This window comes from Ralstonia insidiosa, assembly GCF_008801405.1.
GTDB classification, from domain to species: domain Bacteria; phylum Pseudomonadota; class Gammaproteobacteria; order Burkholderiales; family Burkholderiaceae; genus Ralstonia; species Ralstonia insidiosa.
In genome coordinates, this window is the sequence record NZ_VZPV01000002.1 from 867085 (window position 1) to 891782 (window position 24698).

Here is a 24698-nt window from a genome sequence, read left to right on the forward strand (position 1 = left end):
TCAACGCGCAGGCTGCGTCGGCTTGCGTTCTGCCAGCAGCTTCTGAATGGCCGCTTCCGTTTCGGCATAACGCCCTTCGCCAAAGTGCTGATAGACGATGCGGCCATCGGCGTCGATCAGGTACTGGGCGGGCCAGTACTGGTTGTTGAAGGCCGTCCATGTGGCATAGCTGTTGTCCTGCGCCACCGGATAGCGGATGTCGAAGCGCTTGAGCGCGGCCTGCACATTCGCGGTCGACTTCTCGAACGGGTACTCGGGCGTGTGTACGCCCACCACAACGAGCCCTTGATCCTTGTACTTCTCGTGTAACTGCTTCACGTATGGCAGCGTGTTGATGCAGTTGATGCACGAGTACGTCCAGAAATCGACCAGTACCACCTTGCCACGCAGGCTGCTCATGGTGAGCGGTGGGGAATTCAGCCATTGGTCAATGCCGGTGAACTCAGGGGCGGCAGTGCCGCTGGCCGCAGGTGCGCTGAAAGGGCTGTAGGCGCGTGCGCCGGTGGCAGCAAAGTAGGCCGCGCCAATGGCAATCGCCACCAGGGCGGCGCGTAAGTAGGTGCGCATGATCTCTAGCCTGTGAAAAGTTGGGAGCGGTAGCCAGCCCGATTGCACCGGGCTGGCGGTGGATGGCGTCAGACCAGATTCAGTTCGACATGGATGTTGCCGCGCGTGGCCTTCGAATACGGGCAGAGCTGGTGTGCGGCTTCCACCACGGCTTGCGCAACCTCGCGGTCCAGACCCGGCAGGCTGACGTTCAGGCGGGCCTGCAGGAAGTACGCATCGTCGGTGGTGCCCAGGTCCACTTCGGTATCCAGTGCCAGGTCTGCCGGCAGCTTGATCTTCATCTGGCTGGCCGCGCGGCCCATCGCACCAATGAAGCAGGCCGACCAACCTGCTGCAAACAGTTGCTCCGGGTTCGTGCCGCGGCCGCTGCTGCCCGGGGGCGAGAGCTTCAGATTCAGGCGGTCGTCATTGCTCTGCGCCTGGCCGTCGCGGCCACCGGTGACGTGGACGTTGGCGGTGTACAGCACGTTCTCGATGCGGGTCATGATCGTGTTCCTTGGAGATTCGGTTTGCATTGGGATTGCGCGGCCGGAGATCGCTTTGCTTACGTTCGGCGCTGGGCCACGAGACGCATTTAAGACGGCGGACGTATCACGCACGTAGCGCCCAGCCCCCCTTTCTGTCAGGGCACGTATCGCGGTGGGCGGCAGATACAAACGCATACAAAGCGCCCCGCAAAGTGGCGGGGCGTTGGCATGGGTAAGGTGGGCAGGTGAGGCGTTTTGCGCCTCGGACCATCCGGCCGAACCACCCGGTATTTAGCTGTGCTGGCCGCAAAGAATCGGCTTCAAAGTTGGCGATTCCTTGATACGCTGGAACGGATTGGGCTCATGGGGCAACGGGTGAAGGAGTCGTCATGCAAGAGCTTGCCTTTCGCACCCTGCTGTATCGCTACTTCTTCTTTGGCTGGCTGTTCAAGGATGCCAGCCACGGCAACCTGTTCGAGCGTTCGGCAGCGTGGCGTTTCAACAAGGCACATGCGCATTGGCTGCTGGCCTATATGCGCCGCTGGCTCTGGTGTGGACTACTTTGTTATGCCCTGGGCGGTTTGGTTGAGCTGGGGCTCAAGACGCCCGGCTTGTCGGCGGTGTTCTACGTACCGAGTGCGCTCAGCGTGCCGATCAACATGGTGATCGGGGTGTTGTGGATCGGCCTGAAGGCGCTGCCGGGGCCTGTGCACGAACGATAGTCCGCACGCGGCTAGACCGTTGCAACGAGCAATTCCTCGGCGTTGTTCGGCGGGCGAAAGCCATCGGTCCGGTTGGCAAAGTAGCGTTCGGTCAGCGCGGCTGCAGAAACGTGCTCTGCCTTGCCGAAACCGGCTTCATGGGCCAGCGACTGGATCTGCGGTGGCGTAAAGAAGCTGATGAAGGGCGTGCCGCTGGCCCGTGCACCTTTTTCGGCCATCTCCAGCCCGGGGCGCACGTCGGGGTCTGCCATTTCCAGCGGTAGCAGGAATGTCATCGCCAGCACTGACCCCGGCGCCAGCGTCGCCACTTCGCGCAGCGTGGCCGCATTCGCTTCTTTGGTGAGATACATGCTCACACCCGTTGACACCACAACGGCTGGCTTGCTCGCATCAAAGCCTGCCGCCGCAAGACCCGCCTGCCAGGACCCGCCCGCTTCGAAATCAACCGGCACAAAGCGCAGCCAATCGGGCACGCCAAAACCCAGTTCGATCAGGCGCTGGCGTTTCCATGCCTGCGGGTTGGGCTGGTCCACTTCAAACACCTTGAGGTGCGATGCAACATCCGGCCTGCGTTGCGCAAAGCTGTCGAGCCCCGCACCCAGGATGACGTACTGGCTCAGCCCCCGCGCAGCCTGCTCGACGACCAGGTCTTCAATAAAGCGCGCCCGCGCCACGATGGAGGCGCGAAAAGGGCGCGTGAACTCCGCATGCATGTCGCCGCGCTGCTGCCAGCCGGGTTCGGGCGCGAGCAGCTGCAGGCCGACGTTGTCTTCCAGCACATGCGGCGGCGCGTCGACTTCAAGATGCAAGGCGCGCCACAGGGCGACGCGTGCTGCGGTGCTGTCTGGTGCCAGATCCTGCATGTTGCTTGCGCTCATGAATGCCTCCGCGTGGGGGTATCAGGTGACGGGCTGAAACTCGGGGAACACGGCAGCGGCCTGCACTGGCTGTTTGGTCATGCAGACCTCGAACAGGCGGCTGCTCAACCAACCCGCCAGCCAGGCCTGCAGCGCGGGCATGGGCTGCGCTGCAAACCAATCCGGCTGCACCGCCGCAAACTGCCGGACGAATGGAAAGATCGCCAGATCCGTCGCGCACGGCGTTGCGCCGCCAAGATACCGCTGTGCCTGTAACCTGGTTTCCAGCGGGGTCAGCAGTGTGGCCACTGCCTGGGAGCGAATGGTCTCGCGCGATTGCCCGTCGTCCGGGTAGCGGTCGGGGTATTTGTAGCGGTCGAGCAGGCGTTTGAAGTCGCCATCGTTGGTGCGCAGCAGGGCCAGGTTGTCGCCAGTCTGGGCGCGGCTCCACCAGCCTTCGAGGTCGGGCGATTCGAGCGCCCAGCGCATGATGTCCAGGCTCTCTTCCAACATGCCGCCATCGGGCAGATGCAGAACCGGCACCGTCCCCTTGGGCGACAGCGCAAGCAGCGCGGCGGGCTTGTCGCGCATGACGATTTCAAAGGTTTGGAAGCGCCGGTTGGCCTGCAGCATCGCCAAGCGTGCGCGCATGGCGTACGGGCAGCGGCGGTAGCTGTAAAGCAGGGGCAGGGTGGTGTCGGTGGACATGGGGTGGGGCAAAAAAGCGTTGATGCTGAGCGCGTTAGGGTAACGGGTTTGCTGTGACCAGCAAGTCTTACGCCGCCAGGCGCGAGCGCCCGGAGCGCCCACCACGCCGCACGGACTGCGGCGGCTGCCCGAACACACGGATGAACGCGCGCCGCATGCGTTCCGGGTCGGCAAAGCCGACGGCGCGGGCTACTTGTTCCAAGGATTCGTCGCCAGATTCCACGCGCGGGCGGGCGGCTTCTGCACGCAGCTTTTCGACGGCCTTGGCGGGCGTCTGGCCGGTCTCGGCCGCGAAGGCACGATCGAACTGCCGGCGGCTCAGATGCGCCACTTCCGCCAGTCGATCCACATCAAGCGCTTCGTGCAGGTGCTCGCGCGCATAGCTCAACGCACGTGCAATGCGGCTCGATGCCGGGTCCAGCTCCAGCAGCGCTGAAAACTGCGACTGCCCACCCGGCCGCCGGTGATACACCACCAGCTCACGTGCCACCGCGCGGGAGACTTCAACGCCCAGGTCTTCTTCGATGAGCGCGAGCGCCAGGTCAATGCCCGACGAGATGCCGGCGGATGTCCACACCGGGCCGTCGTGGATGAAGATGTGATCGCTTTGCACCTGAACGTGCGGATAGCGCCGCTGCAATTGCGCGGCCACACGCCAATGTGTGGTGGCGCGGCGGCCGTCCAGCAACCCCGCGGCGGCCAGCGCAAACGCGCCGGAGCACACGCTCGTCACGCGTCGTGAATGCTGCGCGGCTTCCTGCACGAACGCGATCAGCGTGGCGGAAAACGTGTCCTCACGCGGGCCGTTGCCGCCCGAAATGATGAGCGTGTCGAAGGCCGGGTCGTCCAGCTTCTGCGTCTGCATGACGAGGCCGGGCGCGCTCTGCACCTGCGTACCGTTTTCGGACAGCACGTCGATCCGGTAGGCCGGTTGTGGCGCCAGGCGGTTGGCCACATCAAAGGCGGTCAGCGGGCCTGTGAAATCCAGCAGGCTGCAGCCCGGAAACACCAGAAAACCGATTCTGCGCATGATGTCTTGAAATGAGGGAATAACGTCATTTAGGCCTGATCTTCCTCCGCCAGACTGCGTCTGTCAAATGCACTGCTGGAGCGTCGATCATGACTACCGTCGCACTGTCGCCCGCTGGTTCCGCCCACGTTTCACGCCATCACCGCTGGAAGGTGCTGGGCGTGGGCGTGGCCGCCAATGCCAGCTTTTCTGCCGCGTTTTCGGGCATCCCGACCACGGCAGTGTTTATCCGCTCGGCCTACCACCTGGGCAATGCCGAGCTGGGCATCGCGCTGGGGCTGCTGGGGCTGGGCATTGCCATCAGCGAGCTGCCGTGGGGCCTGTTGACCGACCGCTGGGGCGACCGTGCCGTGCTGCTGGCGGGTCTCGGGCTGACGGCGCTGGCGCTGTTTGTGATGGCGTGTTTCGTGGCCCCCATGCATGGCAGCGTGCCGCCGCTGACGTGGCTGGCGGCTGGCATGCTGAGCGTCGGCCTGCTGGGCGGCAGCGTGAATGGGTCCAGCGGCCGCGCGGTCATGGGTTGGTTCCGTGAGGGTGAGCGCGGTCTTGCCATGAGCATCCGCCAGACTGCCGTGCCGCTGGGTGGTGGCATTGGTGCGCTGGTGTTGCCGAGCTTGGCCGCCCACGCCGGGTTTGCCGTGGTGTATGGCGTGCTGGCTGCGGCCTGCGCATTGACGGCGGTGCTGACGTGGCTGTGGGTGCGCGAGGCACCGGACATCGTGACCACCACCGCCAAGACAGCCGCCACCGACACCGGACGTGGCCCGCTCGGCGACCCGATGCTCTGGCGCATGGCGCTGGCCATTGGCCTGCTCTGCGTGCCGCAGGGCGCCGTCGTTGCCTTCGCGACCGTCTTCCTGCGTGACTTTGCGCACGCCAACGTGCTGACGCTCAGCCTGACGATGGCAGCGGTGCAGGGCGGTGCGGCAGTCATGCGCGTGTGGAGCGGCCGCTGGACGGATCGCCATGGCAATCGCCGTGCTTACCTGCTGGCGTGCGCCCGGCTGAGTGTGGTGTTGTTCGTCGTGCTGGCCGGCGTGGCATGGGCCACGACTGCGGTGTCGATCGATCTGTCGATCATGCGTGTGGCATTGGTGGCGGCCACCATAGTTGCCGGCATCAGTGTGTCGGCGTGGCATGGTGTGGGCTTTACCGAGATGGCGACAATGGCTGGCGTGCAGCGCGCCGGCACGGCATTGGGCCTGGGCAATACCGGCGCCTTTACCGCGCTCGGGGTGACGTCGCTGTGCCTGCCGCATGTGCTGGCGTGGTCGTCGTGGCCAGTGGTTTGGCTGGTGACGGCAGGCAGTGCGCTGATGGCGTTGCGGGTGCTGCCGGCGGTACAGAAGTAGGTTCTGGCGCGACGCCAGTCCCCTTCGTTTCTTCCTATAGTGAGCCGCAGGTCGCCCTGGCCTGGATATGGCGGCCACCGCACAACGAGACGAGGGGGCCATCATGGCGGGCTTGAGCGTTATCCAGCACGTGGTCGTGCTGATGCTGGAAAACCGGTCATTCGACAACCTGTTCGGCACGCTCTACCCCAAGAGCGCCGAGTTTGACGGGCTCTCCGGCACCGAGACCAACCCCGACGGCAGCGGGGAGCCCATCCGCGTGTGGACCACGCCGGCGCCACCCAACGTGATGACGCTGCCCAACCCCGACCCGGGCGAGCTGTTCACCGACATCAACCAGCAACTCTTTGGCGCGCAGACCCCGCTGGGGCAGACGCCCGCCATGCAGGGTTTCACCACCAACTACGCCAAGAACGGCGGTGACCCGCGCAACATCATGCATTTCTTCACGTCGGACCAGGTGCCGGCGCTGTCCACGCTGGCACGCAACTACGCCGTGAGCGATGCGTGGTTTGCCTCCGCACCGTGCCAGACGTGGCCCAACCGCTTCTTCGTGCATACCGGCACGGCGCATGGTTATCCGAACAACTCGCCGGTGCACTTTCCGTACTTGATGCCGACGCTGTTCAACGCGCTGGATGGTGTGGTGCCGGACGATTGGCGCGTCTACTACCACGACTTTGCGCAGTCGCTCACGCTCACGCGGCTGTGGCTGCATCTGGACCACTTCCACCTGTTCGACGATTTTCTGGACGATGCCACCAATGGCAACCTGCCGTCGTACAGCTTTATCGAGCCGCGCTACTTTGCCGATCTCGACTGGCCGAATGACATGCACCCGCCGCACGATGTCGGCTATGGCGATGCGCTGGTCGCCCAGGTGTACAACGCGCTGCGCACCTCGCCGCAGTGGCACCAGACCCTGCTGATCGTCACCTTTGACGAACATGGCGGCTGCTACGACCACGTGCCGCCGCCGTCGGCTGTGCCGCCCAGCCCGCCGCAGCCGGGGCAGCTCTTCGCGTTTGACCGGCTGGGTGTGCGTGTGCCGGCGGTAGTGGTGTCGCCGTGGATTCCGAAGGGCACGATCTTTCGCTCGACGGTGGCGCAGCCATACGACCACACCGCCATCATCAAGACGCTGCGCAACCGCTACAACATCCAGACACCGCTCACCGCGCGCGACGCCAGTGCGCCGGACCTCGCTCAGGTGCTGGAGTTGACCGCCCCGGATGACAATCGGGACCCCGTCGTCGCCCGCCCCATGGTTGCCGACCCGGCCGGTCTGCAGGCCGCGCGCAACGCGCCACTCAACGATTTCCAGTGGGCCATGCACGAATCAGCGGCCATGCTGGCGCCGCTGGGCACGGGCATCAGCATTGATGACCACGTGCGCAATCTGTCGACGGATCAGCAACCACCCGTGCCGGCTGCGCAGAATGCTCAACAGGCGGCGCAGCACATCAAGGACGTGTTAGCGTCGATGGATTTGCCATATGCAGGTCAATGAGCATGAACGCACCACTTCAGCATCCCCCAGTGGTGATCCGCCCCTTTCGCTCGGGTGACGAGCCAGCGTTGCATGCGGTCTTCCATTCCGCGGTGCATGGCATTGCCGCTGCCCGGTATCGCCCAGAACAGCTCGAAGCCTGGGCACCCACCGACTATGACACCGAGCAGTGGGCCGAGCGCATCCGCCGCAATCAGCCCTTTGTGGCCGAGATTGACGGACAGCCCGCGGGCTACGCCGACCTGCAGGCGGATGGCCACATCGACCACTTCTTTGTATCGGCCGCACATGCGCGACGGGGCGTCGGGCAGCACCTGATGAATCACATTTTGGGGCTGGCCACACAACGCGGGCTGTCGCGCACGCAGGCCCATGTCAGCCTGAGCGCCGAACCTTTCTTTGCCCGCAACGGGTTTGCGGTGATGGAGCGCCAGACCGTCATGGTGCGCGGCGTACCGCTGGACAATGCGTTGATGGTCCGAATGCAGTTCTGATTCACAGTTTCTTCACATTGGGCGACGCAAAGCTTTGCGTCGCATTGATGTTGTGACCGCGTCTTACGGTGATTAAAGATCGCTGTTTATCTGTCGTTAGCTTGGTTGAAGTCGGTGCGGCTCAAGGCACCCCACAAAAGCAATCTCCCCAAGCAATCGACGGCAGATATGAAGACGCTCTCCATCAAAGCACGGCTGGCATTGGTGCTGTTTGTTCTGGCTGTATTCCTGGCGGGCGTCGGTGCGCTCGGTTTGTACGGCAACCTGCGCTCTAATGCAGCGCTCAAGGAAACCTATGGCAATCAGCTCGCATCGGCGCGGGCGGTGAGCCAGGCCATTGCACGTGTGGGGCAGGCGCGTACCGCCCTGGATCGTGCCATCTATGAAACAGACGACGCCAAGATTGCACCGCTGGTGAGCGCCGCCGAGGATCGCTTCAAGGAGGGCCTGGCTGCCTGGAAGGCCTACAACGATCTGCCGTTCGCCACGGCTGAAGAAGAGCGCACCGCCGGCGAGGCGAAGGTTGCGCTCGAGGCGTTCATGAAGCAAGGCATGGAGCCGACGTTCGAGGCCTTCAAGCGTCATGACTTGGAGGCCGCCAAGCCGCTGGTGCTGGACAAGCTCTTTGCGCTCTCCACGCCGTACCTGACCAAGCTGGAACGCCTCGATGCCATCCAGACCGAGGTCTCGGCTGCAGCGTACAAGGATGCGCAGTCTTTCTTCACCCAGTTGGTGTGGGAATTCCTGATCGTGATCGGGCTGGGTGTAGCGCTGGCGATCGGCTGCTATGTCGTGCTGTCGCGAGCCATCTCGCGCCCGCTGGAAGAAATGCTGGTGCACTTCCGCGAGATCGCCGCCGGCAATTTGACGACCGAGGTGCGCATTCACTCGCGTGACGAGATGGGTGTGCTGATGGAAGGTCTGCAGCAGATGCAGGCCAAGCTGAAGGAAACCGTGGTCACGGTGCGCCGTGGCAGCGAGTCGATTGCCTCGGCCACGCAGCAGATTGCTGCCGGCAACACCAACCTGTCGCAACGTACGGAAGAGCAGGCCAGCTCGCTGGAAGAAACCGCTTCCAGCATGGAAGAGCTGACCAGCATCGTGAAGCAGAATGCCGACAACGCCCGTCAGGCCAGCACGCTGGCGGTGAGCGCCTCCGAGATCGCCGTGCAGGGCGGTGCCGTGGTGCAGGACGTGGTGGCAACGATGGGCGAGATCAGCGAATCGTCGCGCAAGATCACCGACATCATCGCGGTGATCGAGGGCATCGCGTTCCAGACCAACATCCTGGCGTTGAATGCTGCAGTGGAAGCTGCGCGTGCGGGTGAACAAGGCCGCGGCTTTGCCGTGGTGGCCGGTGAAGTTCGCACGCTGGCACAGCGCAGCGCGGGTGCTGCCAAGGAAATCAAATCGCTGATCGAAGATTCCGCCACGCGTGTGGATTCGGGCTCGAACCTGGTGGCGCGTGCCGGCAAGACGATGGAAGAGATCGTCGTGGCGGTGAAGCGCGTGACCGACATCATGGGCGAGATCAGCGCGGGCTCGGCCGAGCAGAGCAGCGGTATCGAGCAGATCAACGAAGCCGTCACGCAGATGGACGACGTTACGCAGCAGAACGCCGCATTGGTTGAGCAAGCTGCCGCTGCCGCACAGGCGCTGGAAGAGCAGGCTGACGAGCTGCGCCGCGCTGTGGCGGTGTTTCGCGTGGCGATGTAACGCACCCTTTTCCGATGGTTTGCCCCGGCAGCAATCTGGCTGCTGCGGCGCTACACTGCGGGGTCGACCTTCGGGTCGGCCCCGCTTTTTTTATGCGGTGCACTCATAACGATTATTCGGAGGTGTCATGCGTTTCCAGTGTCGTCGTGTTTCTGTTCGCGCTCTTGTGTCTGCTGCCGTACTGGCATGCAGCGCTGGGGCGATCGCTCAGACCATTCCCGCCAGCAAGCCCGCGCCCACCACGCTCACGCCCGAGCAGCAGCGCTACCACGACATCTACAAAGAGCTGGTCGAAATCAACACGACGCATTCGGTGGGTGACACCACCCAGGCCGCACGTGCCATGGAAAAGCGCCTGGCCGACGCGGGCTTTGCCGCTTCCGACATGCAAGTGATCGAGCCCTTCCCGAAGAAGGGCAACCTGGTGCTGCGCTACAAGGGCACCGGTGCGAAGCAGCCGATCCTGCTGCTGGCCCACATCGACGTGGTGGAAGCCAAGCGTGAGGATTGGAAGACCGATCCGTTCAAGCTGCAAGAGACCGATGGCTACTTCACCGCACGCGGCTCGATTGACGACAAGGCGATGGCGTCGGCGTTTGTCTCCGTGCTGGGGCAGCTCAAGCAGGAGGGCTTCAAGCCCGCTCGCGACATCATCCTGGCGCTGACCACCGACGAAGAACGTGGCGATGTGCCGAGCAACGGCGCGTACTGGATCGTCAACAACAAGCCCGAACTGGTGAAGGCCGAATTCGGCATCAACGAAGGCGGTGGCGGTGAATTGCGCGGCGGCAAGCCGGTGCTCCACCGCATTCAGGTGGCCGAGAAGATGTACACCACCTACGAGCTTGAAGTGCGCGATGTGGGCGGCCACAGCTCGGTGCCGACCAAGACGAACCCGGTGTATGCGCTATCTGCAGCGCTGGACCGGCTGGGTGCGTATCAGTTTCCCGTCAAGCTGGCGGACGTGACGCAGACCTACTTCGCACGCAGCGCGCCGCTGGCCACGGGGCAACTGGCGGACGACATGCGCTCGGTCGGTACGGGCAAGCCGGATCAGGCGGCGATTGATCGCCTGTCGGCCATTCCGTTCTACAACGCGCAGTTGCGTACCACGTGTGTTGCCACCATGGTCAACGCTGGTCATGCGGAGAATGCGCTGCCGCAGTCGGCCAAGGCGACCGTCAACTGCCGCATCCTGCCGCATGACGATCCGGCCGACATTGATCGTCAGCTCAAGCAGGTGATCGGTAACGACAAGATTGCCGTGCGCTACATCAACAAGCCGCTTGCGAGCCCGGCTTCGCCGCTCAATGGTGACTTGGTGAAGACGGTCGATGCGCTGACGCAGCAGACGTGGGGTGTGCCGGTGATTCCGGCCATGAGCACGGGGGCGACTGATAGCCGCTTCATGCGCAATGCTGGTATTCCGATGTATGGCGTGTCGGGTTTGTTCACTGAGCCGGCTGATCTGCGTACGCACGGTCTGGATGAGCGTATCGAGATCGCGCGGCTGTATGACGGGCGTGAGTTCTTGTATCGCCTGGTTAAGCAACTGGCTGAGTAAATGCGGGTGCCGCGCCTGCGTTTTGTGGGCGCGGATTGGGGCTGATTGGCGGTGGTGGTGCGCCTCGGTTTCGTCCCCTGCCGGGGCCGACTCACTTTCTTTGTCTTGCCAAAGAAAGTAAGCAAAGAAAGGCGCGCCCGATGCGGCGAGAGACTCCTTGAATTTATGTCGCAGGGAGGGAAGGGAGGCAAACTCGCTTCGCTCAGACAAGCCTCTCTTCTTTTTCCTCCCTGCAACAGAAATTCAAGGCGCCGCATAGGGCAGGGTACGGCCAAACCGTCTGGGCGCATGGGCTCGGGGTATGGCCGTTTCATTGGGCTTCTTAGATGAAGCCGCCGTCCGTCTTGAGTGTGCGGCCGGTGATCCAGCGTGCATCGTCTGAGGCGAGGAAGGCGATGGCGTCTGCAATGTCCTCCGGCTCGGCCAGGCGGCCCAACGGGGTCGACTCGCGCATGCGGTCTTTCACTTCATCGGGAATTGGCGCGGTCATGTCGGTGCGTGTGAGCGCCGGTGCCACCGCGTTGACGGTGATATTGCGCGGCCCCAGTTCGATGGCAAAGGCGTGCGTGAGCCCGTCGACGGCTGCCTTGCTTGCGGCATACACCGCCAGCCCCGCGCGTGGCCGATACACCAGGCTCGACGACACATTCACGATGTGCCCGCCGCGTGCCGGTACGTGCGGCAGCACTGCCTGGGTGACAAGGATGACCGAGAAGGCGTTGGTGCGGAACTGCGCATCGAACGACGCCTGATCAATCTCGCCCACCGGCTGGCCTTCGAGGATGCCCGCGTTGTTGACGAGGATGTCGATGGGGCCAAAGGCTTCACACACCGTGGTGACCATCGTGTTGACGGATGCCGCGTCGGCCACGTCGGCCTGCACGGCAATGGCTTCTGCGCCGGTCTTGCGGATGGACTCGACGACCGCATTGGCCTCGCTGCTGTTGCTGCGATAGACCACGGCCACGCGTGCACCATCGGCGGCCAGTCGACGTGCAACGGCCGCGCCGATACCGCGCGAACCGCCGGTGACGATGGCCGTGCGGCCGGCCAGGCGCGGTGCGGAGGAAGATTGGGTTTGCGACAAGGTGTTCTCCTGAAAGAGGGCAATGTTTCGGGAGAACAGGTTACGAAGCAGCCGGCCCGCGCGCAGCCAGCGTGGCAGCGACGCGGCGTTGCAGCATTGGAACGACCGGGGCCGAGGAGGGCGATCAGCCTTGCTGGCGCTTGCGGTACTCCGCCACTTTGTGCCGATTGCCGCAGACCGCCATGCTGCACCACCGGCGTTTGTGCGACTTGGTGCGGTCGTAGAACCACAGCGTGCATTCCGGGTGTTCGCACACGCGCACGAGCTGGAAATCACCTTCCGCCAGCAGGTGGGCGGCGGCTTCGGCCAGCGGGGCGAGGCGCTGTTCGACGGAATCGGTGGGGCGCAGGCGATCCACGCGCGGGGTGTCACCATCCCATACCAGCACGGGGTGGCTGGGCGCTTGCCGCAGGAAGACGTTGAGCGCATCCGCGCTTGCAGGGCGGCCAGCCTTGCGCGCCTCCACCAGCGTGCGAATCACCTCACGCAGATGCCGCGCCACGGCCAGCAGCACGCCGGGCGGGTAGCCGCCGGCCAGCGGTTCTGTCAACCAGCCAGCACGCACAAGCCAGTCGGAGACATCTTCATCGGTCTGCCAGAAGTCGTGTGGCTGGCCGTCGACATTGGCGATGGTGTTGAGCATGTCGAGCACCGGGTGGTCGGCGATCAGCATGGGTGCGTCAGGCGATGCGGCGGCGGGCTGGGACATGGGATGGGCTTCGGCGTTATTACCGTAATTGTAACCATATAGAGAAATTATCCCAGTTACATCGAGGGATGGGCCACCACGACCGGAATCGCACGCAAAGTCAGCCGCATTACCATGTCTCCATCCAAGACCCTTGCTGGAGAAGATCATGAGCGCATGGCCTGATGCCCGCGTGCTGGCGTTGTTCAATATTGATGTGCCGATCGTGCTGGGGCCCATGGCTGGCGTGGGTGGCGCCGAGTTGGCGATTGCCGTGGCGCGTGCGGGCGGCTTGGGTTCAATCCCCTGCGCGATGCTGAGTGCAGACCAGATCCGTCAGCACGTCGAGCAGTTTCGTGCGGCGGTACGCGGCCCGATCAATCTGAATTTCTTCTGCCACACGCCGCCGCAGCCTGATCCGGAGCGTGAGGCCAAGTGGCGTGCGCATCTGGCGCCGTACTACGCGGAGTTCGGCATTGACCTGAACACGCAGGCGCCGGCCGTCAACCGCGCACCGTTTGACGAAGCAACCTGTGCGCTGGTTGAAGAGATCAAGCCTGAAGTCGTGAGTTTCCACTTCGGCCTGCCGGCGCCCGAACTGCAGGCGCGCGTGAAGGCCACCGGCGCGAAGGTCATCGCTGCCGCCACGACGGTGGAAGAAGCGCGCTGGCTGGAAGCCCGCGGCGTGGACGCCATCATCGCCATGGGCAACGAGGCTGGCGGGCACCGCGGCATGTTTCTCACCACGTCTATCGAGTCTCAGGTCGGTACGTTTGCGCTGGTGCCACAGGTGGTGGATGCGGTGCGCGTGCCGGTGATTGCGGCGGGCGGTATTGGCGATGCACGGGGCGTGGTGGCGGCGTTCGCCCTGGGCGCATCGGCGGTACAGATCGGCACGGCTTACATGCTCTCGCCCGAAGCGAAGACGTCGGCCATCCATCGCGCCGCACTCAAGCGGGCCACGGATGCGGATACCGCACTCACCAACGTGTTCACCGGTCGCCCGGCGCGCGGCATCGTCAACCGGTTGATGCGTGAGATTGGCCCGATGAGCACGTTTGCGCCGGCCTTCCCGAAGGCCGGTGGTTCGCTGGCACCGCTGCGCGCCAAAACCGAGCCGACCGGCTCGGGCGATTTCATCAACCTGTGGTCGGGTCAGGGCGCCCAACTGGCCACCGAAGACTCCGCCGAGGTCATCACACGCCGTATCGCCACCCAGGCGCTTGAGCGGCTCACCTGAGTTTTCCTGCTGCAGGACTCCCCACGCGGGCACGCCACACGGCGTGCCCGTTTTGTTTTGCATCACAGATCGGAATGCGACCAATGGGAAAATTTCATGTAACTTGAAAAATATAATTTCACTGGTTACAGTGGCTGCGGTGCTGTTCCCCAAAATCTCACCAGGAGCCCTGTCATGAACGCCCCAGCCCACCCGGCCGATCTTGTTGCCGATGCCTATGCCCCCACCGCCGTCCGCCATCGCACGGCAGACGTTGAGGGTGTGCGCGTGTTCTACCGCGAGGCCGGCCCGGCCGACGCGCCCACCGTGCTGCTGTTGCATGGCTTCCCGAGTGCCTCGCACATGTTCCGAGACCTGATTCCGCAGTTGGCTGGGCGCTATCACGTGGTTGCGCCGGATCTGCCGGGCTTTGGTTTGACGCAGGCGCCGGAGGGTTTTCGCTACACCTTCGACAACCTTGCGCACGTGGTGGATGGCTTCACGCAAGCGATTGGCTTGTCGCGCTATGCGATCTACGTGTTCGACTACGGTGCGCCGACCGGCTGGCGCCTGGCAATGGCACATCCGGAACGCATCACGGCCATCGTCACGCAAAACGGCAATGGCTATGAGGACGGCTTTGGTGAGGGCCCGTGGGCGCCAATCAAGGCCTACTGGGCCAACCCGGACGAAGCGCATCGCCGGGAGCTGCACGGGCTAGTCTCTGACGAGATGACGCAATGGCAATACCTGAACGGCGTGCCCGATCCAACGCGTGTGGCACCGGATGGTTATCTGCTTGACCAGTACTTCCTGGGCCGCGCGGGCCAGCTCGACATCCAGATGGACTTGTTCCTGGACTACGCGAGCAACGTGGCGTTGTATCCAGCGCTGCACGCGTACTTTCGCGCGCACCGACCGCCGCTGCTGGCCGTGTGGGGCCGCAATGACGCCATCTTCATTCCGCCCGGTGCGGAGGCGTTCAAGCGTGATCTGCCGGATGCCGAAGTGCACTTTGTCGACAGCGGCCACTTTGCGCTGGAGACGCACCACGAGGAAATCGGTGCGCGCATGCTCGACTTTTTCAGCAGGGTGGTGAGGTAAGTGGCCGGTCTCAGCTGATCGGCTGCATGGTGGCTTCCTTGGCAAAACGCTCCCGCAGGAATGCCACCAGCGCCTTCACCGACGGCGGTACGCCCGCGCGCGATGGGTACAGCGCATGCAGGTCAGCCGGCTCAGGCGTCCAGTTCGGCAACACCGTCTGCAAGCGGCCATCAACAAGCGCTTCGTGGCAGCAGTGCTGCGGCAGGATGGCGAGGCCCAACCCGGCGATGGCCGCTTCGCGCAGCGCGATGATGTTGTCGGCGGCAAAGCGTGGCCGGACGGGCAGCGCCAGCCGATGGCCACGCGCATCCAGCAGAACCCAGTCACGGCTGCGCGCAAGCGTGCCTTGGCCAAGGCACGGCTGGTTGTCGAGATCGGCCGGCGTGCTCGGCGCTTCCACACGCGCAAGCAGCGTGGGACTGCCCACCAGCACACGCGGTGAGACCGCCAGATGGCGCGCCACCACGTCGCGTGACGGCAACGGCCCGGTCGCCGCGCGAATGGCAACGTCAATGCGTTGCTCGATCAGGTCGACATAGGTGTTGGAGAGCTCCAGCTCGATACGCAGCTTTGGGTGGGCATCGGCAAACTCGGCCAGCCAGCCGGCGAGCAAGGTCTCGGCCAGCAGCGGTGACGTGCCCACGCGCAGCACCCCCGCAGGCTCGCTGCGCGCTGCACCCGCCAGTGCTTCGATGGCCGCCGACGCATCAGCCATGTCGCGCGCATGCCGATACACCGCTTCGCCCACCGGCGTGACGGACACGCGATGGCTCGACCGCTGCAGCAGGCGCGTGCCGAGCTGCGTTTCCAGTTCGGCAATGCGGCGGCTGAGGCGTGACTTGGGGATGCCCGTGGCGCGCTCGGCGGCGGAAAAGCCACCGGCTTCCACCACGCGTGTGAAGAGGTACAGGTCGTCGAAGCGCTTCATGTGAGTGCGGTGTTGCAGTCGACCTGCATTGAAGCACAGGAAAGCGATGGCGAACGGCCAGTCACCGGCGTGCGGGTTGCGGGCATATTGCCTGCGCAGTCAGTGCGATCCACCCTGTTACGGGGCCGAAGGCGCGATCTAGCACCGACACCTGGAGAGCATGCCAGCGGTTTCATGGAACGCTTTCAGACGTGCCCCCACGCGCTGAGCGGCAGGAGGCGACGAGGTTCGGCAGCCGACCTCGTCGCCGTCTGGTCGTCACACGTCGAACCGCACGCCCTGCGCCAGCGGCAGCGCGCCGCTGTAGTTGATGGTGTTGGTGGCGCGGCGCATGTAGCCCTTCCACGCGTCCGAGCCGGATTCCCGGCCGCCGCCGGTTTCCTTCTCGCCGCCAAACGCACCGCCGATCTCGGCGCCCGATGTGCCGATGTTGACGTTGGCAATGCCGCAGTCGCTGCCTGCTGACGACATGAAGCGCTCGGCATCGGTCAGGCTGCCCGTGAAGATGGCCGATGACAGCCCTTGCGGCACACCGTTCTGGATCGCGATCGCCTCGTCGGTGTCGCCGTCGTACACCACCACGTACAGGATGGGCGCGAAGGTCTCGCTTTGCATCACGTGGGTCGGCTTGGGCATCTTGACCAGCGCGGGGCGCACGTACCAGGCATCGGCACCGAGTTCTTCATGCACGCGTTCACCGCCGAGCACCGTGCCGCCTTCAGCGCGTGCCTGTGCCAGCGCCTGTTGCATGGCATGGAAAGCGGCCTGGTCGATCAGCGGACCAACCAGGGTGCCGTCGGCCAGCGGGTCGCCAATGGCAATGCTCTGGTAGATCTTTTCCAGGCGTGCCAGCAGTGTGTCGGCCACCGAGCGGTGCACGATCAGGCGGCGCAATGAGGTGCAGCGCTGGCCTGCCGTGCCCACGGCCGCAAAGGTGATCGCGCGGGCCGCCAGTTCCAGATCGGCCGAGGGTGTGACGATCATCGCGTTGTTGCCGCCCAGCTCCAGAATCGAACGGCCAAAGCGCTCCGCCACCTTCACACCAACCTGACGGCCCATGCGGGTCGAGCCCGTGGCGCTGACCACCGGCACAAGGTGGCTGGCCACCAGCGCCTCGCCCACGTCGCGCCCGCCGATCAGCAGTTGGCTCAGTCCCGCAGGGATGGCGTCCGGCTTCTCCGCATTGAATGCATCCACCACCTGTTGCATCAGGTGCTGGCACGCAATGGCGGTCAGCGGTGTCTTCTCTGACGGCTTCCAGACGATGGCATTGCCGCACACCAGGGCGAGCGCCGCGTTCCACGACCACACCGCCACCGGAAAGTTGAACGCCGAGATGATGCCCACCACCCCCATTGGGTGCCAGGTCTCCATCATGCGGTGCCCGGGCCGCTCGCTGGCGATGGTCAGGCCGTGCAGTTGCCGCGACAGGCCGACCGCGAAATCGCAGATGTCGATCATCTCCTGCACTTCGCCCAGGCCTTCAGAGGCGATCTTGCCTGCCTCCAGCGATACGAGTTCGCCCAATGCTGCCTTGTGCGTGCGCAGTACCTCGCCCAGTCGGCGCACCAGCTCACCACGCACCGGCGCGGGCACGGCACGCCATGTCAGATACGCCGTGTGCGCGTTCTGAATGGCGGCCTGCGCTTGCTCGGCGGTGTGCGATTTGACGCGGGCCAATACGGAACCGTCACGTGGGGCGCGGCTCGTCCAGTCCGTGCCTTCGTAGGCCTTCAAGTCCAGGCCCAGGGCGTTCAGTACCGTTTGCAATCGTGTGCGGGAATCTGCCATACATCCATCCTTACTGTTCTTTCGTGTTCAACTGATCAGTGTGCGCTTGCCGGGCGATCAACGCTCGACCACGCGGTTCCAGCGCTTGCTCCACTCCGGGCGCTCGGCGTTGATGACATCCCAGTCCAGCGCGACGGCCGTCTTGAGAATGCCGTTCATCTTGTTCTGCTCTTCCGCAGCCTTGCCCTTGAGCGGTGCTTTCGGATTGACTGGATTGTAGGAGCCGTTTTCCATGGCGAGCGCCTGTGCCTCAGGGCTGATCAGGTAGTCCGCCAGCTTCTGTGCGAGGTCGGCATCCGGGTTGTTGGCCAGCACGCACTGCGCGGTCAGCAGAACGACGGCGCCTTCCTTGGGCGCGACAAACTCCATCGGAATGCCCTTGGACTTCATCAGCTCAACCTGCGTGAGCGTGTAGGGGAACAGCGCCGCATCGCCGGCCTGCATCATCTCCACCACCTTCGACGAGTTGGGGATGTACTCGATCACGTTCGGGCCGATGGTGGTGGGCCATGCCTTGAATGCCGGGTCGACGTTCTTTTCCGTGCCGCCCTTGAGCCGGTTGAACATCAGGAACGCGTCCAGCCCAAACGACGACGCCGGCATGGACTGCACCACCACCTTGCCCTTGTATTTCGGGTCAGCCAGGTCGCCCCACGAGGTCGGCGGTGTCCAGCCCTTGTCGGCAAAGATCTTGGTGCTGTAGGCGAGACCCGTCAGCCCCATCGAGAGGCCCACGGCGTAGTCGCCCTTGAGGTGGGCAATGGCGGGCACGGCCGACAGGTTGGCCGAGGGCTTGAGCTTCTCGCACAGCCCCATGCCGATGGCGCGGAACATGACGCCGTCGTCCAGCGTCATCACGTGCATCTGCGCTTTGCCCTTGGTGGCCTGCGCCTTGGCGAGGATGTCGGTCGAGGTGCCGGGCACGACGACCACCTTGACGTTGTTGGCCTTCTCGAACGGCGGGAACACGAACTGCGTGTAGGTGCGTTCCATGTTGCCGCCGTTCATGCCGATGTACAGCGTCTTGGTCTCGGCGTGGGTGATGCCAGCGGCAAGTAGCGCAGCACCGGCAGCCGCTGCAACGAACGATGTTTTCGCGTGTTTCACAAGCATGGTGATCTCCTGGGGCATCAAGTGCATCAAGCTGCATCAAGCGTCGGGATGCAGAAAACGTTGGATGGAAAAGGGTTCGATCGGCGTACTGGTGCGGCCTTCGGCAATCAGCTCGGCCATGACATCGCCCACACCGGGGCCGAGCTGGAAGCCAGCACCGGCAAAGCCAAAGGCATGGAACAGGCCGGGGCGACGGGCACTGGCACCGATCACGGGTTGGTCATCGGGCAGGTTGCCTTCCGTGCCGCTCCAGGTGCGGATGATGTGCGCGCCCTTGAGTTGCGGCAGGAGCGCAGCCAGTTGCGGCAACTGGCGCAGGATGGCCACGTGCGATGACCGCGCGCGTTGATCGTCAAGCAGGTAGCCGCGCCCGCCGCCGAACACCACGTTGCCGCGCCGCACCTGGCGGCAGTAGATGCCGCCACCTTCCACGCCCAGGCTCCAGGGCAGGAAGAAGGGCAAGGGTTCGGTCACGCCCATCGTGGGCGGGATGGTGAACATGGGCACGGGTTCGCCCCACTGCGCAGCAAAATGCGCTGCCCAGGCACCGGCGCAGTTGACCAGGGCGGGGGCCTTGATCTCGAGGTCCTGATCATGCTGCCGCGCGTGTACGACGAAGCGTGCGCCGTCGTGCTCGACCGACAGCACCGGCGCGTGCTCGCGCACATCGGCGCCGGCAGCCTGCGCGGCGCGGGCAAACGCGGGAGACAGCAGACGCGGATTGGCCTGCCCGTCCTCCGGGCACAGCGAGCCGCCGACAATCTGATCGCCTCCCATCGGGAAATACTTCTGCAGCGCGGCCCGGCCTTCGATCAACTGCAACCCAAGGCCGAAGCTCTGACTGCGCTCGGCATAGTCGGCCAGCGATTCCATATCAGCGATGCTGCGGGCGATCTTGAAGTGTCCGCTGCGTTCGTATTCCGCCTCGGTGCCGATCAGCTCGGTAAGGCGCCCCCAGATCTGGTGCGCGCGTTGCGCTAGCGGCAATTGCTCGATGGCGCGACCCTGGCGCCGCACGCCGCCGAAGTTGACGCCGCTGGAGCGTGAGCCACACAGGTCGCGCTCCAGCAGCGTGACCGTCAGCCCACGCTGGCGCAGGAACAGGGCAGTGGCGCTGCCCATGATGCCGCCACCGATGATGGCGACGTCGCACGCCAGTTGCTCACGCATGCTCGTCCTCCCCGGCGGTCACATCCAGCGGTAGCGGTTTGATCGGCGCCTGACCGCGCAGGCGGCCCACCTGGGCCAGCGGTACGGAGCGTACGTGCGCCAGGATTTCCGCTGCCGCGGCACCACACATACGGCCTTGGCAACGGCCCATGCCCACCCGGCACAGCGCCTTGAGGCGGTTCAGTTCATGCGCACCGCATTCGTTGGCCGTCTGGCGCAGCGTGCCGGCGGTGACGTTCTCGCAGCGGCACACGACCAGATCGTCGCTGGCGTGCGCAGCCCAATCTTCGGGAAACGGAAACGCCGTTTCCAGCGCATGGCGGAATCGCTCGATCTTTTGCAAACGCGTTTGCAGACGGCGTACGCGGTCAGTGTCGATAGCGACTTGCCGATCCTGCAGCAGTGCCATCGCCGCCAGCGCGCCCGAAGATTCGGCAGCATCGGCGCCCATGATGCCCGCGCCATCGCCCGCCAGATACACGCCTGCGACGGAACTGCGCCGCATCACGTCGATGCGCGGCACATGACAGCGGTGCAGCGTGGAGAACTCGAACGCGCAGCCCAGCAGATCGGCCAGTTGGGTTTCGGGCCGCAAGGCGTAGCCCATGCCCACGGCGGAGCACGCGGTGTGCTGATCGCGGCCGGCGCTGTCTTGCCACACGAGTTGCTTCACCGCCGCATCGCCCTCGGCACGCAGCAGCCGCACACCGTGGTGCATGGGAATGCCATGCAGCTTGAGCCAGGCGACCAGCGCCATGCCCTTGGCCATGACGGCGGGCTGGCCCAGCATGGCCGGCGCTGCCTTGTAGCGCGCGGCAGCCGGTGCCGTGTCGAGCACCGCCACCACGTTCGCCCCGGCCTTGGCGTATTGGCTGGCCACCAGATACAGCAGGGGGCCGGTGCCGGCAAACACCACGGCATCGCCGATCGCGCAGCCTTGGTACTTGAGCGCGACCTGCGCGCCGCCCAGCGTGTAGACCCCCGGCAGCGTCCAACCCGGCATGGGCAGTACGCGGTCGGTGGCGCCGGTGGCCACGATCACGTCGCGCCAGGCAAGGCTGCTGATGCCGCGCGTGGGCACGTGCAGCAGGTCGAGCAGATCGGGCTGTGCATTCCACACCAGCGTTTGCGGGTGATAGTCGAGCTGTGGCAGAAGTCGGTCGAAGGTGGCATGCACAGCCTGCGCCCGCGCGGCCTCGGTGCCGTACAGCTCTGCGGCGGGGCGGCCAAAGCTATCGGGTTGCCGACGGTAGATCTGGCCGCCTGCGCGTGGCGCTTCGTCCAGCACGATGGGTTTGAGGCCGTGCGCCAGCAAGGTTTCGGCCGCGCGCACGCCTGCGGGCCCGGCGCCGATGATGACGGGCGGCAAATCGTGCTGGCTCTGACGCTGCAACGTGGGCGCGGCGGGCGCAGTCATCGTCACCATTACGCGGCTCCCTCGGTGGCGGCCAACTGCGTGCAGATATGCATGCCCGGTTCGATCATGGTCTGGCAGGCGCGCAGTGATCGGCCATCGGCCAGGCGCACCCAGCAGTCCTGGCAAGCACCCATCAGGCAGAAGCCGGCACGCGGTTGCTGGCTGAATTCGTTGATGCGCAATTGGCGTGCTTGTGTGAGCACCGCCGTCAATACGGTGTCGCCGGTCAGTGCTTCGGCGGGCTGACCATCCAGCACGAAAGCCACTGTGGGGCGGTTGCGTTCCTTGAGGCGCTGGAGTTGCGCAACTGCTACCGGTTTTGCAGGAGCATTCATCGTGGTCTCTGTCTCAATGCTTGCCGATCAGGATGCGGTCCAGGCCGTAGACCCTGTCCAGCAGCAGCATCAGCGCCAGCGTGAGGAAGACGATCAGCGCCGAGACGGCGGCCATCATCGGGTCGAGCGATTCGGTGGCGTACATGTACATGCGCACGGGCAGCGTGACGGTGGCGGGCGACACCACAAAGATGGACATCGTCAGTTCATCAAAGCTGTTGATGAAGGCCAGCAGCCACCCACCGGTGATGCCCGGCAAGATCATTGGCAGCGTCATGCGGCGGAACACGGTGAAGCCGCTGGCGCCCAGTGAGTAGGCCGCGTGCTCCACCGAGTGATCGAAGCCCACGAGCGCGGCCATCACCAGCCGCATGGTGTAGGGCGTGACGATGAGCGCGTGCGCGAAGATCAGCCAGCCGAAACTGCCTTGCCCACCCACCAGCGAAAACATGCGCAGCAGCGCCACACCCAGCACGAGGTGCGGAATGATCAGCGGCGACAGAAACAGCCCCTGCAGAAACTGCAGGCCCGGCGCCCGCGAGCGGACGATGGCCATGGCTGCCGGCACCGCCAGTGCAGTGGAGATGGTGGCAGCCGCCACACCCAGCCACAGGCTGTTCCAGAACGACTGCACAAAATCTGGGTGATGCAGCACCTGGTCAAACCAGCGCAGCGAGAGATGGCGGGTCGGCAGCGTGAGCGTTTCTTCCGGGGTGAAGGCGACGATGCACACGATCACCAGCGGCGCCAGCATGAAGGTGATGACGAGCGCGTTGAAGGCGAGCGCGAGGGGTCCGTTCTTTTGCATGCGCGCCCCCTCAGCCCAGCGTCTTCTTGTAGCGGCTTTCGATCATGCGGTTCCAGCCCAGCATGATGACCAGATTGGCCGCCAGCAAAATCAGCGCGATGGCCGCACCGAGCGGCCAGTTGAGCTCGTTCAGGTACTCGTCGTAGATGAGCGTGGCCACCATCTTTACGCGGCGCCCGCCCAGCAGGCCCGGAATGGCGAATGAACTGGCCGACAGACCAAACACGATCAGGCTGCCCGACAGAATGCCCGGCATGACCTGCGGCAGCACCACGCGGCGCAAGGTGGTGAAGTGCGATGCGGACAGTGAGAGCGCGGCGTTCTCCACCCACGGGTCGAGCTTCTGCAGCGACGTCCACACCGGGATCACCATGAACGGCAGCATCACGTGCACCAGCGCAATCACGATGGCTGTCTCGTTGTACAGCAGCTTGACCGGGCCGATACCGATGGCCTTAAACACGCTGTTGATCAGGCCTTCGGGCCCAAGCAGCATGCTCCAGCCGAACGCGCGCACCACCACCGAGATCAGCAGCGGCGCCAGGATGACCAGCAGAAAGATCGAGCGCCAGGGTTTGCCCATCCGGCTCAGGATGTAGGCTTCCGGCGCGCCGACCAGAATGCACACCACCGTCACCAGTGCGGAGATCCGCAGCGTGCGCCAGAAGATCTCGTAGTAGTACGGGTCCTGCACCACATGCAGGTAGTGCGCAAACGTAAAGGTGCCCGCGATGGGCCCCTTATCGGCATCGAAGGCGTTGAAGGACAGCACCGCGCTCAACGCCAGCGGCACGAGCAGCATCACCGTGAACAGGGCCAACGCGGGGCCTGTCATGCTCAGCGGCACCCAGTTGAATCGGCGGATCATGCGGCCTCCCCGGCGCCGATGACTCGCACATAACGGTCCTGCCAATCCACGCCCACGGTCTGGCCGACATCGCACGGCGCGCCGCCGTCGTTGACGGCCGACACGAGCAACGCGCCCAGCGGGGTATCGACGGTGTACATCCACTGATTGCCGAGGAAGAAGCGTTCGGTCACGCGGCCTTCGCAGCGGCCAGTGCCGTCAGCGGTACAAGTCATCTTTTCAGGGCGCAGCGCCAGTACGACGGAGTTGCTGGCAGGGGTGCCCGGCGGCAACGCCACCTGAACCGACCCGACGGTCGCGCGGATCTCGCCATCACTGCCCGACACCACCGCGGCATGCAGCAGATTGGCCTTGCCGACAAAGGTGGAGATGAACGCATTGCGCGGGTGCTCGTACACCGCCAGCGGCGTATCGACCTGCGTGATGCGCCCGGCTTCCATGACGACCACGCGGTCGCTGATCGACATGGCCTCGGCCTGATCGTGCGTGACCATGATGGTGGTCGTGCCCACCTTGCGCTGGATCTCGCGCAACTCGAACTGCATCTCTTCGCGCAGCTTGGCGTCCAGGTTGGACAACGGCTCGTCCAGCAGCAGCACCGGCGGTTTGATGACCAGCGCCCGTGCCAGCGCAACGCGCTGGCGCTGGCCGCCGGAGAGCTCGCGCGGATAGCGGTCGACGTGCTTGTCCAGATGTACGAGCGCCAGCGTCTGCATGGCGCGCTCGCGGCGTTCGGCCGGCGGGCACTTGCGCATCTCCAGGCCGAATTCCACGTTCTCGCGCACCGTCATGTGCGGGAATAGCGCGTAGGTCTGGAACACGATCCCCAGGCCGCGTGCGTTGGCCTTGGCACGGGTGATGTTCTTGCCGTCCAGCTCGATCGTGCCGGCAGACACCTCCGTAAAGCCCGCAATCATCTGCAGGGTCGTGGTCTTGCCGCAACCCGAGGGGCCGAGCAGCGAGACGAACTCACCCTTGTGCACCTCCAGGTTGAAGTCTTGAACCACGCGGAGGTCGCCGTACTGCTTGGAGACATGGTTGAGGCGCAGAAAACTCATCGGTCATCCTTTGCGACGGGGCCTTAGTTCTGGGTCCTGAGGCCGCATTCTTTGTCTGAAGAATATGGATATGCTATTGCAATGCACGTGCCAAGACATTGGGTTTGCGTAGGTGTATACGCTGC

At 64.5% G+C, this 24698-nt stretch carries 24 protein-coding genes; 8 read left to right on the forward strand and 16 right to left on the reverse strand.

Annotation, left to right across the window (positions count from 1 at the left end; genetic code table 11):
- Positions 1-567, reverse strand: coding sequence for a thioredoxin family protein (locus F7R11_RS20720; RefSeq protein ID WP_064808221.1), 567 nt, complete (start codon positions 565-567; stop codon positions 1-3).
- A gap of 68 nt (positions 568-635) precedes the next feature.
- A complete protein-coding gene (locus F7R11_RS20725) occupies positions 636-1052 on the reverse strand; it encodes an organic hydroperoxide resistance protein (RefSeq protein ID WP_169340507.1) in 417 nt (138 codons plus the stop codon).
- A gap of 371 nt (positions 1053-1423) precedes the next feature.
- On the opposite strand from F7R11_RS20725, the gene F7R11_RS20730 reads away from it, so the two are divergent.
- A complete protein-coding gene (locus F7R11_RS20730; protein ID WP_021193410.1) occupies positions 1424-1756 on the forward strand; it encodes a hypothetical protein in 333 nt (110 codons plus the stop codon).
- Positions 1757-1767: 11 nt separating this feature from the next.
- On the opposite strand, the gene F7R11_RS20735 is transcribed toward F7R11_RS20730, so the two are convergent.
- From F7R11_RS20735 to F7R11_RS20745, 3 genes are all read right to left on the reverse strand, one after another.
- On the reverse strand, positions 1768-2634 hold the full coding sequence (locus F7R11_RS20735; protein WP_064808219.1) for a class I SAM-dependent methyltransferase: 867 nt from the start codon (positions 2632-2634) through the stop codon (positions 1768-1770).
- A gap of 21 nt (positions 2635-2655) precedes the next feature.
- Complete coding sequence (locus F7R11_RS20740) at positions 2656-3321, reverse strand: glutathione S-transferase (RefSeq protein ID WP_064808217.1); 666 nt, start codon at positions 3319-3321, stop codon at positions 2656-2658.
- Positions 3322-3388: 67 nt separating this feature from the next.
- Positions 3389-4351 carry a GlxA family transcriptional regulator gene (locus tag F7R11_RS20745; protein WP_064808215.1) on the reverse strand — a complete coding sequence of 321 codons (963 nt, stop codon included), beginning with the start codon at positions 4349-4351 and terminating at the stop codon, positions 3389-3391.
- An 89-nt stretch (positions 4352-4440) separates the two neighbouring features.
- Here F7R11_RS20745 and F7R11_RS20750 point away from each other — a divergent pair, with 89 nt between their 5' ends.
- The 5 genes from F7R11_RS20750 (at position 4441) to F7R11_RS20770 (ending at position 10987) form a co-directional block, all read left to right on the forward strand.
- Positions 4441-5703 (forward strand): MFS transporter, encoded by a 1263-nt coding sequence (locus tag F7R11_RS20750; protein WP_064808213.1) that lies wholly within the window; start codon positions 4441-4443, stop codon positions 5701-5703.
- Positions 5704-5806: 103 nt separating this feature from the next.
- A complete protein-coding gene (locus F7R11_RS20755; protein ID WP_064809093.1) occupies positions 5807-7213 on the forward strand; it encodes an alkaline phosphatase family protein in 1407 nt (468 codons plus the stop codon).
- A 2-nt stretch (positions 7214-7215) separates the two neighbouring features.
- Positions 7216-7707 carry a GNAT family N-acetyltransferase gene (locus tag F7R11_RS20760; RefSeq protein WP_231973294.1) on the forward strand — a complete coding sequence of 164 codons (492 nt, stop codon included), beginning with the start codon at positions 7216-7218 and terminating at the stop codon, positions 7705-7707.
- A 168-nt stretch (positions 7708-7875) separates the two neighbouring features.
- Complete coding sequence (locus tag F7R11_RS20765; protein ID WP_021193418.1) at positions 7876-9423, forward strand: methyl-accepting chemotaxis protein; 1548 nt, start codon at positions 7876-7878, stop codon at positions 9421-9423.
- Between the two features lie 127 nt (positions 9424-9550).
- On the forward strand, positions 9551-10987 hold the full coding sequence (locus tag F7R11_RS20770) for a M20/M25/M40 family metallo-hydrolase (protein ID WP_064808208.1): 1437 nt from the start codon (positions 9551-9553) through the stop codon (positions 10985-10987).
- Between the two features lie 322 nt (positions 10988-11309).
- On the opposite strand, the gene F7R11_RS20780 is transcribed toward F7R11_RS20770, so the two are convergent.
- Both F7R11_RS20780 and F7R11_RS20785 read right to left on the reverse strand, forming a co-directional pair.
- Positions 11310-12074: an SDR family NAD(P)-dependent oxidoreductase gene (locus F7R11_RS20780; protein WP_064808206.1), complete on the reverse strand. Its 765-nt coding sequence runs from the start codon at positions 12072-12074 to the stop codon at positions 11310-11312.
- A gap of 124 nt (positions 12075-12198) precedes the next feature.
- Positions 12199-12783 (reverse strand): CGNR zinc finger domain-containing protein, encoded by a 585-nt coding sequence (locus tag F7R11_RS20785; RefSeq protein ID WP_021193421.1) that lies wholly within the window; start codon positions 12781-12783, stop codon positions 12199-12201.
- Positions 12784-12931: 148 nt separating this feature from the next.
- On the opposite strand from F7R11_RS20785, the gene F7R11_RS20790 reads away from it, so the two are divergent.
- Together F7R11_RS20790 and F7R11_RS20795 are read left to right on the forward strand one after the other, a co-directional pair.
- Positions 12932-14002, forward strand: coding sequence for an NAD(P)H-dependent flavin oxidoreductase (locus tag F7R11_RS20790; RefSeq protein WP_064808204.1), 1071 nt, complete (start codon positions 12932-12934; stop codon positions 14000-14002).
- A gap of 174 nt (positions 14003-14176) precedes the next feature.
- Positions 14177-15085: an alpha/beta fold hydrolase gene (locus F7R11_RS20795; protein ID WP_064808198.1), complete on the forward strand. Its 909-nt coding sequence runs from the start codon at positions 14177-14179 to the stop codon at positions 15083-15085.
- 10 nt (positions 15086-15095) lie between these two features.
- Here the strand turns inward: F7R11_RS20795 and F7R11_RS20800 are convergent, their stop codons facing one another.
- From F7R11_RS20800 to F7R11_RS20840, 9 genes are all read right to left on the reverse strand, one after another.
- Positions 15096-16013 (reverse strand): LysR family transcriptional regulator, encoded by a 918-nt coding sequence (locus F7R11_RS20800; RefSeq protein WP_064808196.1) that lies wholly within the window; start codon positions 16011-16013, stop codon positions 15096-15098.
- 258 nt (positions 16014-16271) lie between these two features.
- Positions 16272-17804, reverse strand: a complete 1533-nt coding sequence (gene amaB, locus F7R11_RS20805; RefSeq protein WP_064808194.1) for an L-piperidine-6-carboxylate dehydrogenase — start codon at positions 17802-17804, stop codon at positions 16272-16274.
- A 57-nt stretch (positions 17805-17861) separates the two neighbouring features.
- Positions 17862-18917, reverse strand: coding sequence for an ABC transporter substrate-binding protein (locus tag F7R11_RS20810; RefSeq protein ID WP_021193426.1), 1056 nt, complete (start codon positions 18915-18917; stop codon positions 17862-17864).
- Between the two features lie 36 nt (positions 18918-18953).
- Complete coding sequence (locus F7R11_RS20815; RefSeq protein ID WP_064808192.1) at positions 18954-20087, reverse strand: NAD(P)/FAD-dependent oxidoreductase; 1134 nt, start codon at positions 20085-20087, stop codon at positions 18954-18956.
- Positions 20080-21504, reverse strand: coding sequence for an FAD/NAD(P)-dependent oxidoreductase (locus F7R11_RS20820; RefSeq protein WP_064809092.1), 1425 nt, complete (start codon positions 21502-21504; stop codon positions 20080-20082). The genes F7R11_RS20815 and F7R11_RS20820 overlap by 8 nt, the downstream gene beginning before the upstream one ends.
- 8 nt (positions 21505-21512) lie before the next feature.
- Positions 21513-21839, reverse strand: coding sequence for a (2Fe-2S)-binding protein (locus tag F7R11_RS20825; protein WP_064808190.1), 327 nt, complete (start codon positions 21837-21839; stop codon positions 21513-21515).
- A gap of 13 nt (positions 21840-21852) precedes the next feature.
- Entirely contained in the window at positions 21853-22647 is a 795-nt protein-coding gene (locus F7R11_RS20830) for an ABC transporter permease (RefSeq protein WP_064808188.1), read from the reverse strand.
- A gap of 10 nt (positions 22648-22657) precedes the next feature.
- Entirely contained in the window at positions 22658-23515 is an 858-nt protein-coding gene (locus F7R11_RS20835; protein WP_064808186.1) for an ABC transporter permease, read from the reverse strand.
- Positions 23512-24573, reverse strand: a complete 1062-nt coding sequence (locus tag F7R11_RS20840; RefSeq protein ID WP_064808184.1) for an ABC transporter ATP-binding protein — start codon at positions 24571-24573, stop codon at positions 23512-23514. Before F7R11_RS20840 ends, F7R11_RS20835 begins: the two co-directional genes overlap by 4 nt.
- Positions 24574-24698 lie beyond the last annotated feature (125 nt).

Excerpts from the sequence above, each read along its gene's own strand:
- F7R11_RS20765 (WP_021193418.1), top strand. The coding sequence starts at position 7,876 with ATGAAGACGCTCTCCATCAAAGCACGGCTGGCATTGGTGCTGTTTGTT.
- F7R11_RS20810 (WP_021193426.1), bottom strand. The coding sequence starts at position 18,917 with ATGCTTGTGAAACACGCGAAAACATCGTTCGTTGCAGCGGCTGCCGGT.
- F7R11_RS20760 (WP_231973294.1), top strand. The coding sequence starts at position 7,216 with ATGAACGCACCACTTCAGCATCCCCCAGTGGTGATCCGCCCCTTTCGC.
- F7R11_RS20740 (WP_064808217.1), bottom strand. The coding sequence starts at position 3,321 with ATGTCCACCGACACCACCCTGCCCCTGCTTTACAGCTACCGCCGCTGC.
- F7R11_RS20825 (WP_064808190.1), bottom strand. The coding sequence starts at position 21,839 with ATGAATGCTCCTGCAAAACCGGTAGCAGTTGCGCAACTCCAGCGCCTC.
- F7R11_RS20815 (WP_064808192.1), bottom strand. The coding sequence starts at position 20,087 with ATGCGTGAGCAACTGGCGTGCGACGTCGCCATCATCGGTGGCGGCATC.
- F7R11_RS20795 (WP_064808198.1), top strand. The coding sequence starts at position 14,177 with ATGAACGCCCCAGCCCACCCGGCCGATCTTGTTGCCGATGCCTATGCC.
- F7R11_RS20835 (WP_064808186.1), bottom strand. The coding sequence starts at position 23,515 with ATGATCCGCCGATTCAACTGGGTGCCGCTGAGCATGACAGGCCCCGCG.
- F7R11_RS20830 (WP_064808188.1), bottom strand. The coding sequence starts at position 22,647 with ATGCAAAAGAACGGACCCCTCGCGCTCGCCTTCAACGCGCTCGTCATC.
- F7R11_RS20750 (WP_064808213.1), top strand. The coding sequence starts at position 4,441 with ATGACTACCGTCGCACTGTCGCCCGCTGGTTCCGCCCACGTTTCACGC.
- F7R11_RS20785 (WP_021193421.1), bottom strand. The coding sequence starts at position 12,783 with ATGTCCCAGCCCGCCGCCGCATCGCCTGACGCACCCATGCTGATCGCC.
- F7R11_RS20755 (WP_064809093.1), top strand. The coding sequence starts at position 5,807 with ATGGCGGGCTTGAGCGTTATCCAGCACGTGGTCGTGCTGATGCTGGAA.
- F7R11_RS20770 (WP_064808208.1), top strand. The coding sequence starts at position 9,551 with ATGCGTTTCCAGTGTCGTCGTGTTTCTGTTCGCGCTCTTGTGTCTGCT.
- F7R11_RS20840 (WP_064808184.1), bottom strand. The coding sequence starts at position 24,573 with ATGAGTTTTCTGCGCCTCAACCATGTCTCCAAGCAGTACGGCGACCTC.
- F7R11_RS20725 (WP_169340507.1), bottom strand. The coding sequence starts at position 1,052 with ATGACCCGCATCGAGAACGTGCTGTACACCGCCAACGTCCACGTCACC.
- F7R11_RS20720 (WP_064808221.1), bottom strand. The coding sequence starts at position 567 with ATGCGCACCTACTTACGCGCCGCCCTGGTGGCGATTGCCATTGGCGCG.
- F7R11_RS20730 (WP_021193410.1), top strand. The coding sequence starts at position 1,424 with ATGCAAGAGCTTGCCTTTCGCACCCTGCTGTATCGCTACTTCTTCTTT.
- F7R11_RS20790 (WP_064808204.1), top strand. The coding sequence starts at position 12,932 with ATGAGCGCATGGCCTGATGCCCGCGTGCTGGCGTTGTTCAATATTGAT.
- F7R11_RS20820 (WP_064809092.1), bottom strand. The coding sequence starts at position 21,504 with ATGACTGCGCCCGCCGCGCCCACGTTGCAGCGTCAGAGCCAGCACGAT.
- amaB (WP_064808194.1), bottom strand. The coding sequence starts at position 17,804 with ATGGCAGATTCCCGCACACGATTGCAAACGGTACTGAACGCCCTGGGC.
- F7R11_RS20745 (WP_064808215.1), bottom strand. The coding sequence starts at position 4,351 with ATGCGCAGAATCGGTTTTCTGGTGTTTCCGGGCTGCAGCCTGCTGGAT.
- F7R11_RS20735 (WP_064808219.1), bottom strand. The coding sequence starts at position 2,634 with ATGAGCGCAAGCAACATGCAGGATCTGGCACCAGACAGCACCGCAGCA.
- F7R11_RS20800 (WP_064808196.1), bottom strand. The coding sequence starts at position 16,013 with ATGAAGCGCTTCGACGACCTGTACCTCTTCACACGCGTGGTGGAAGCC.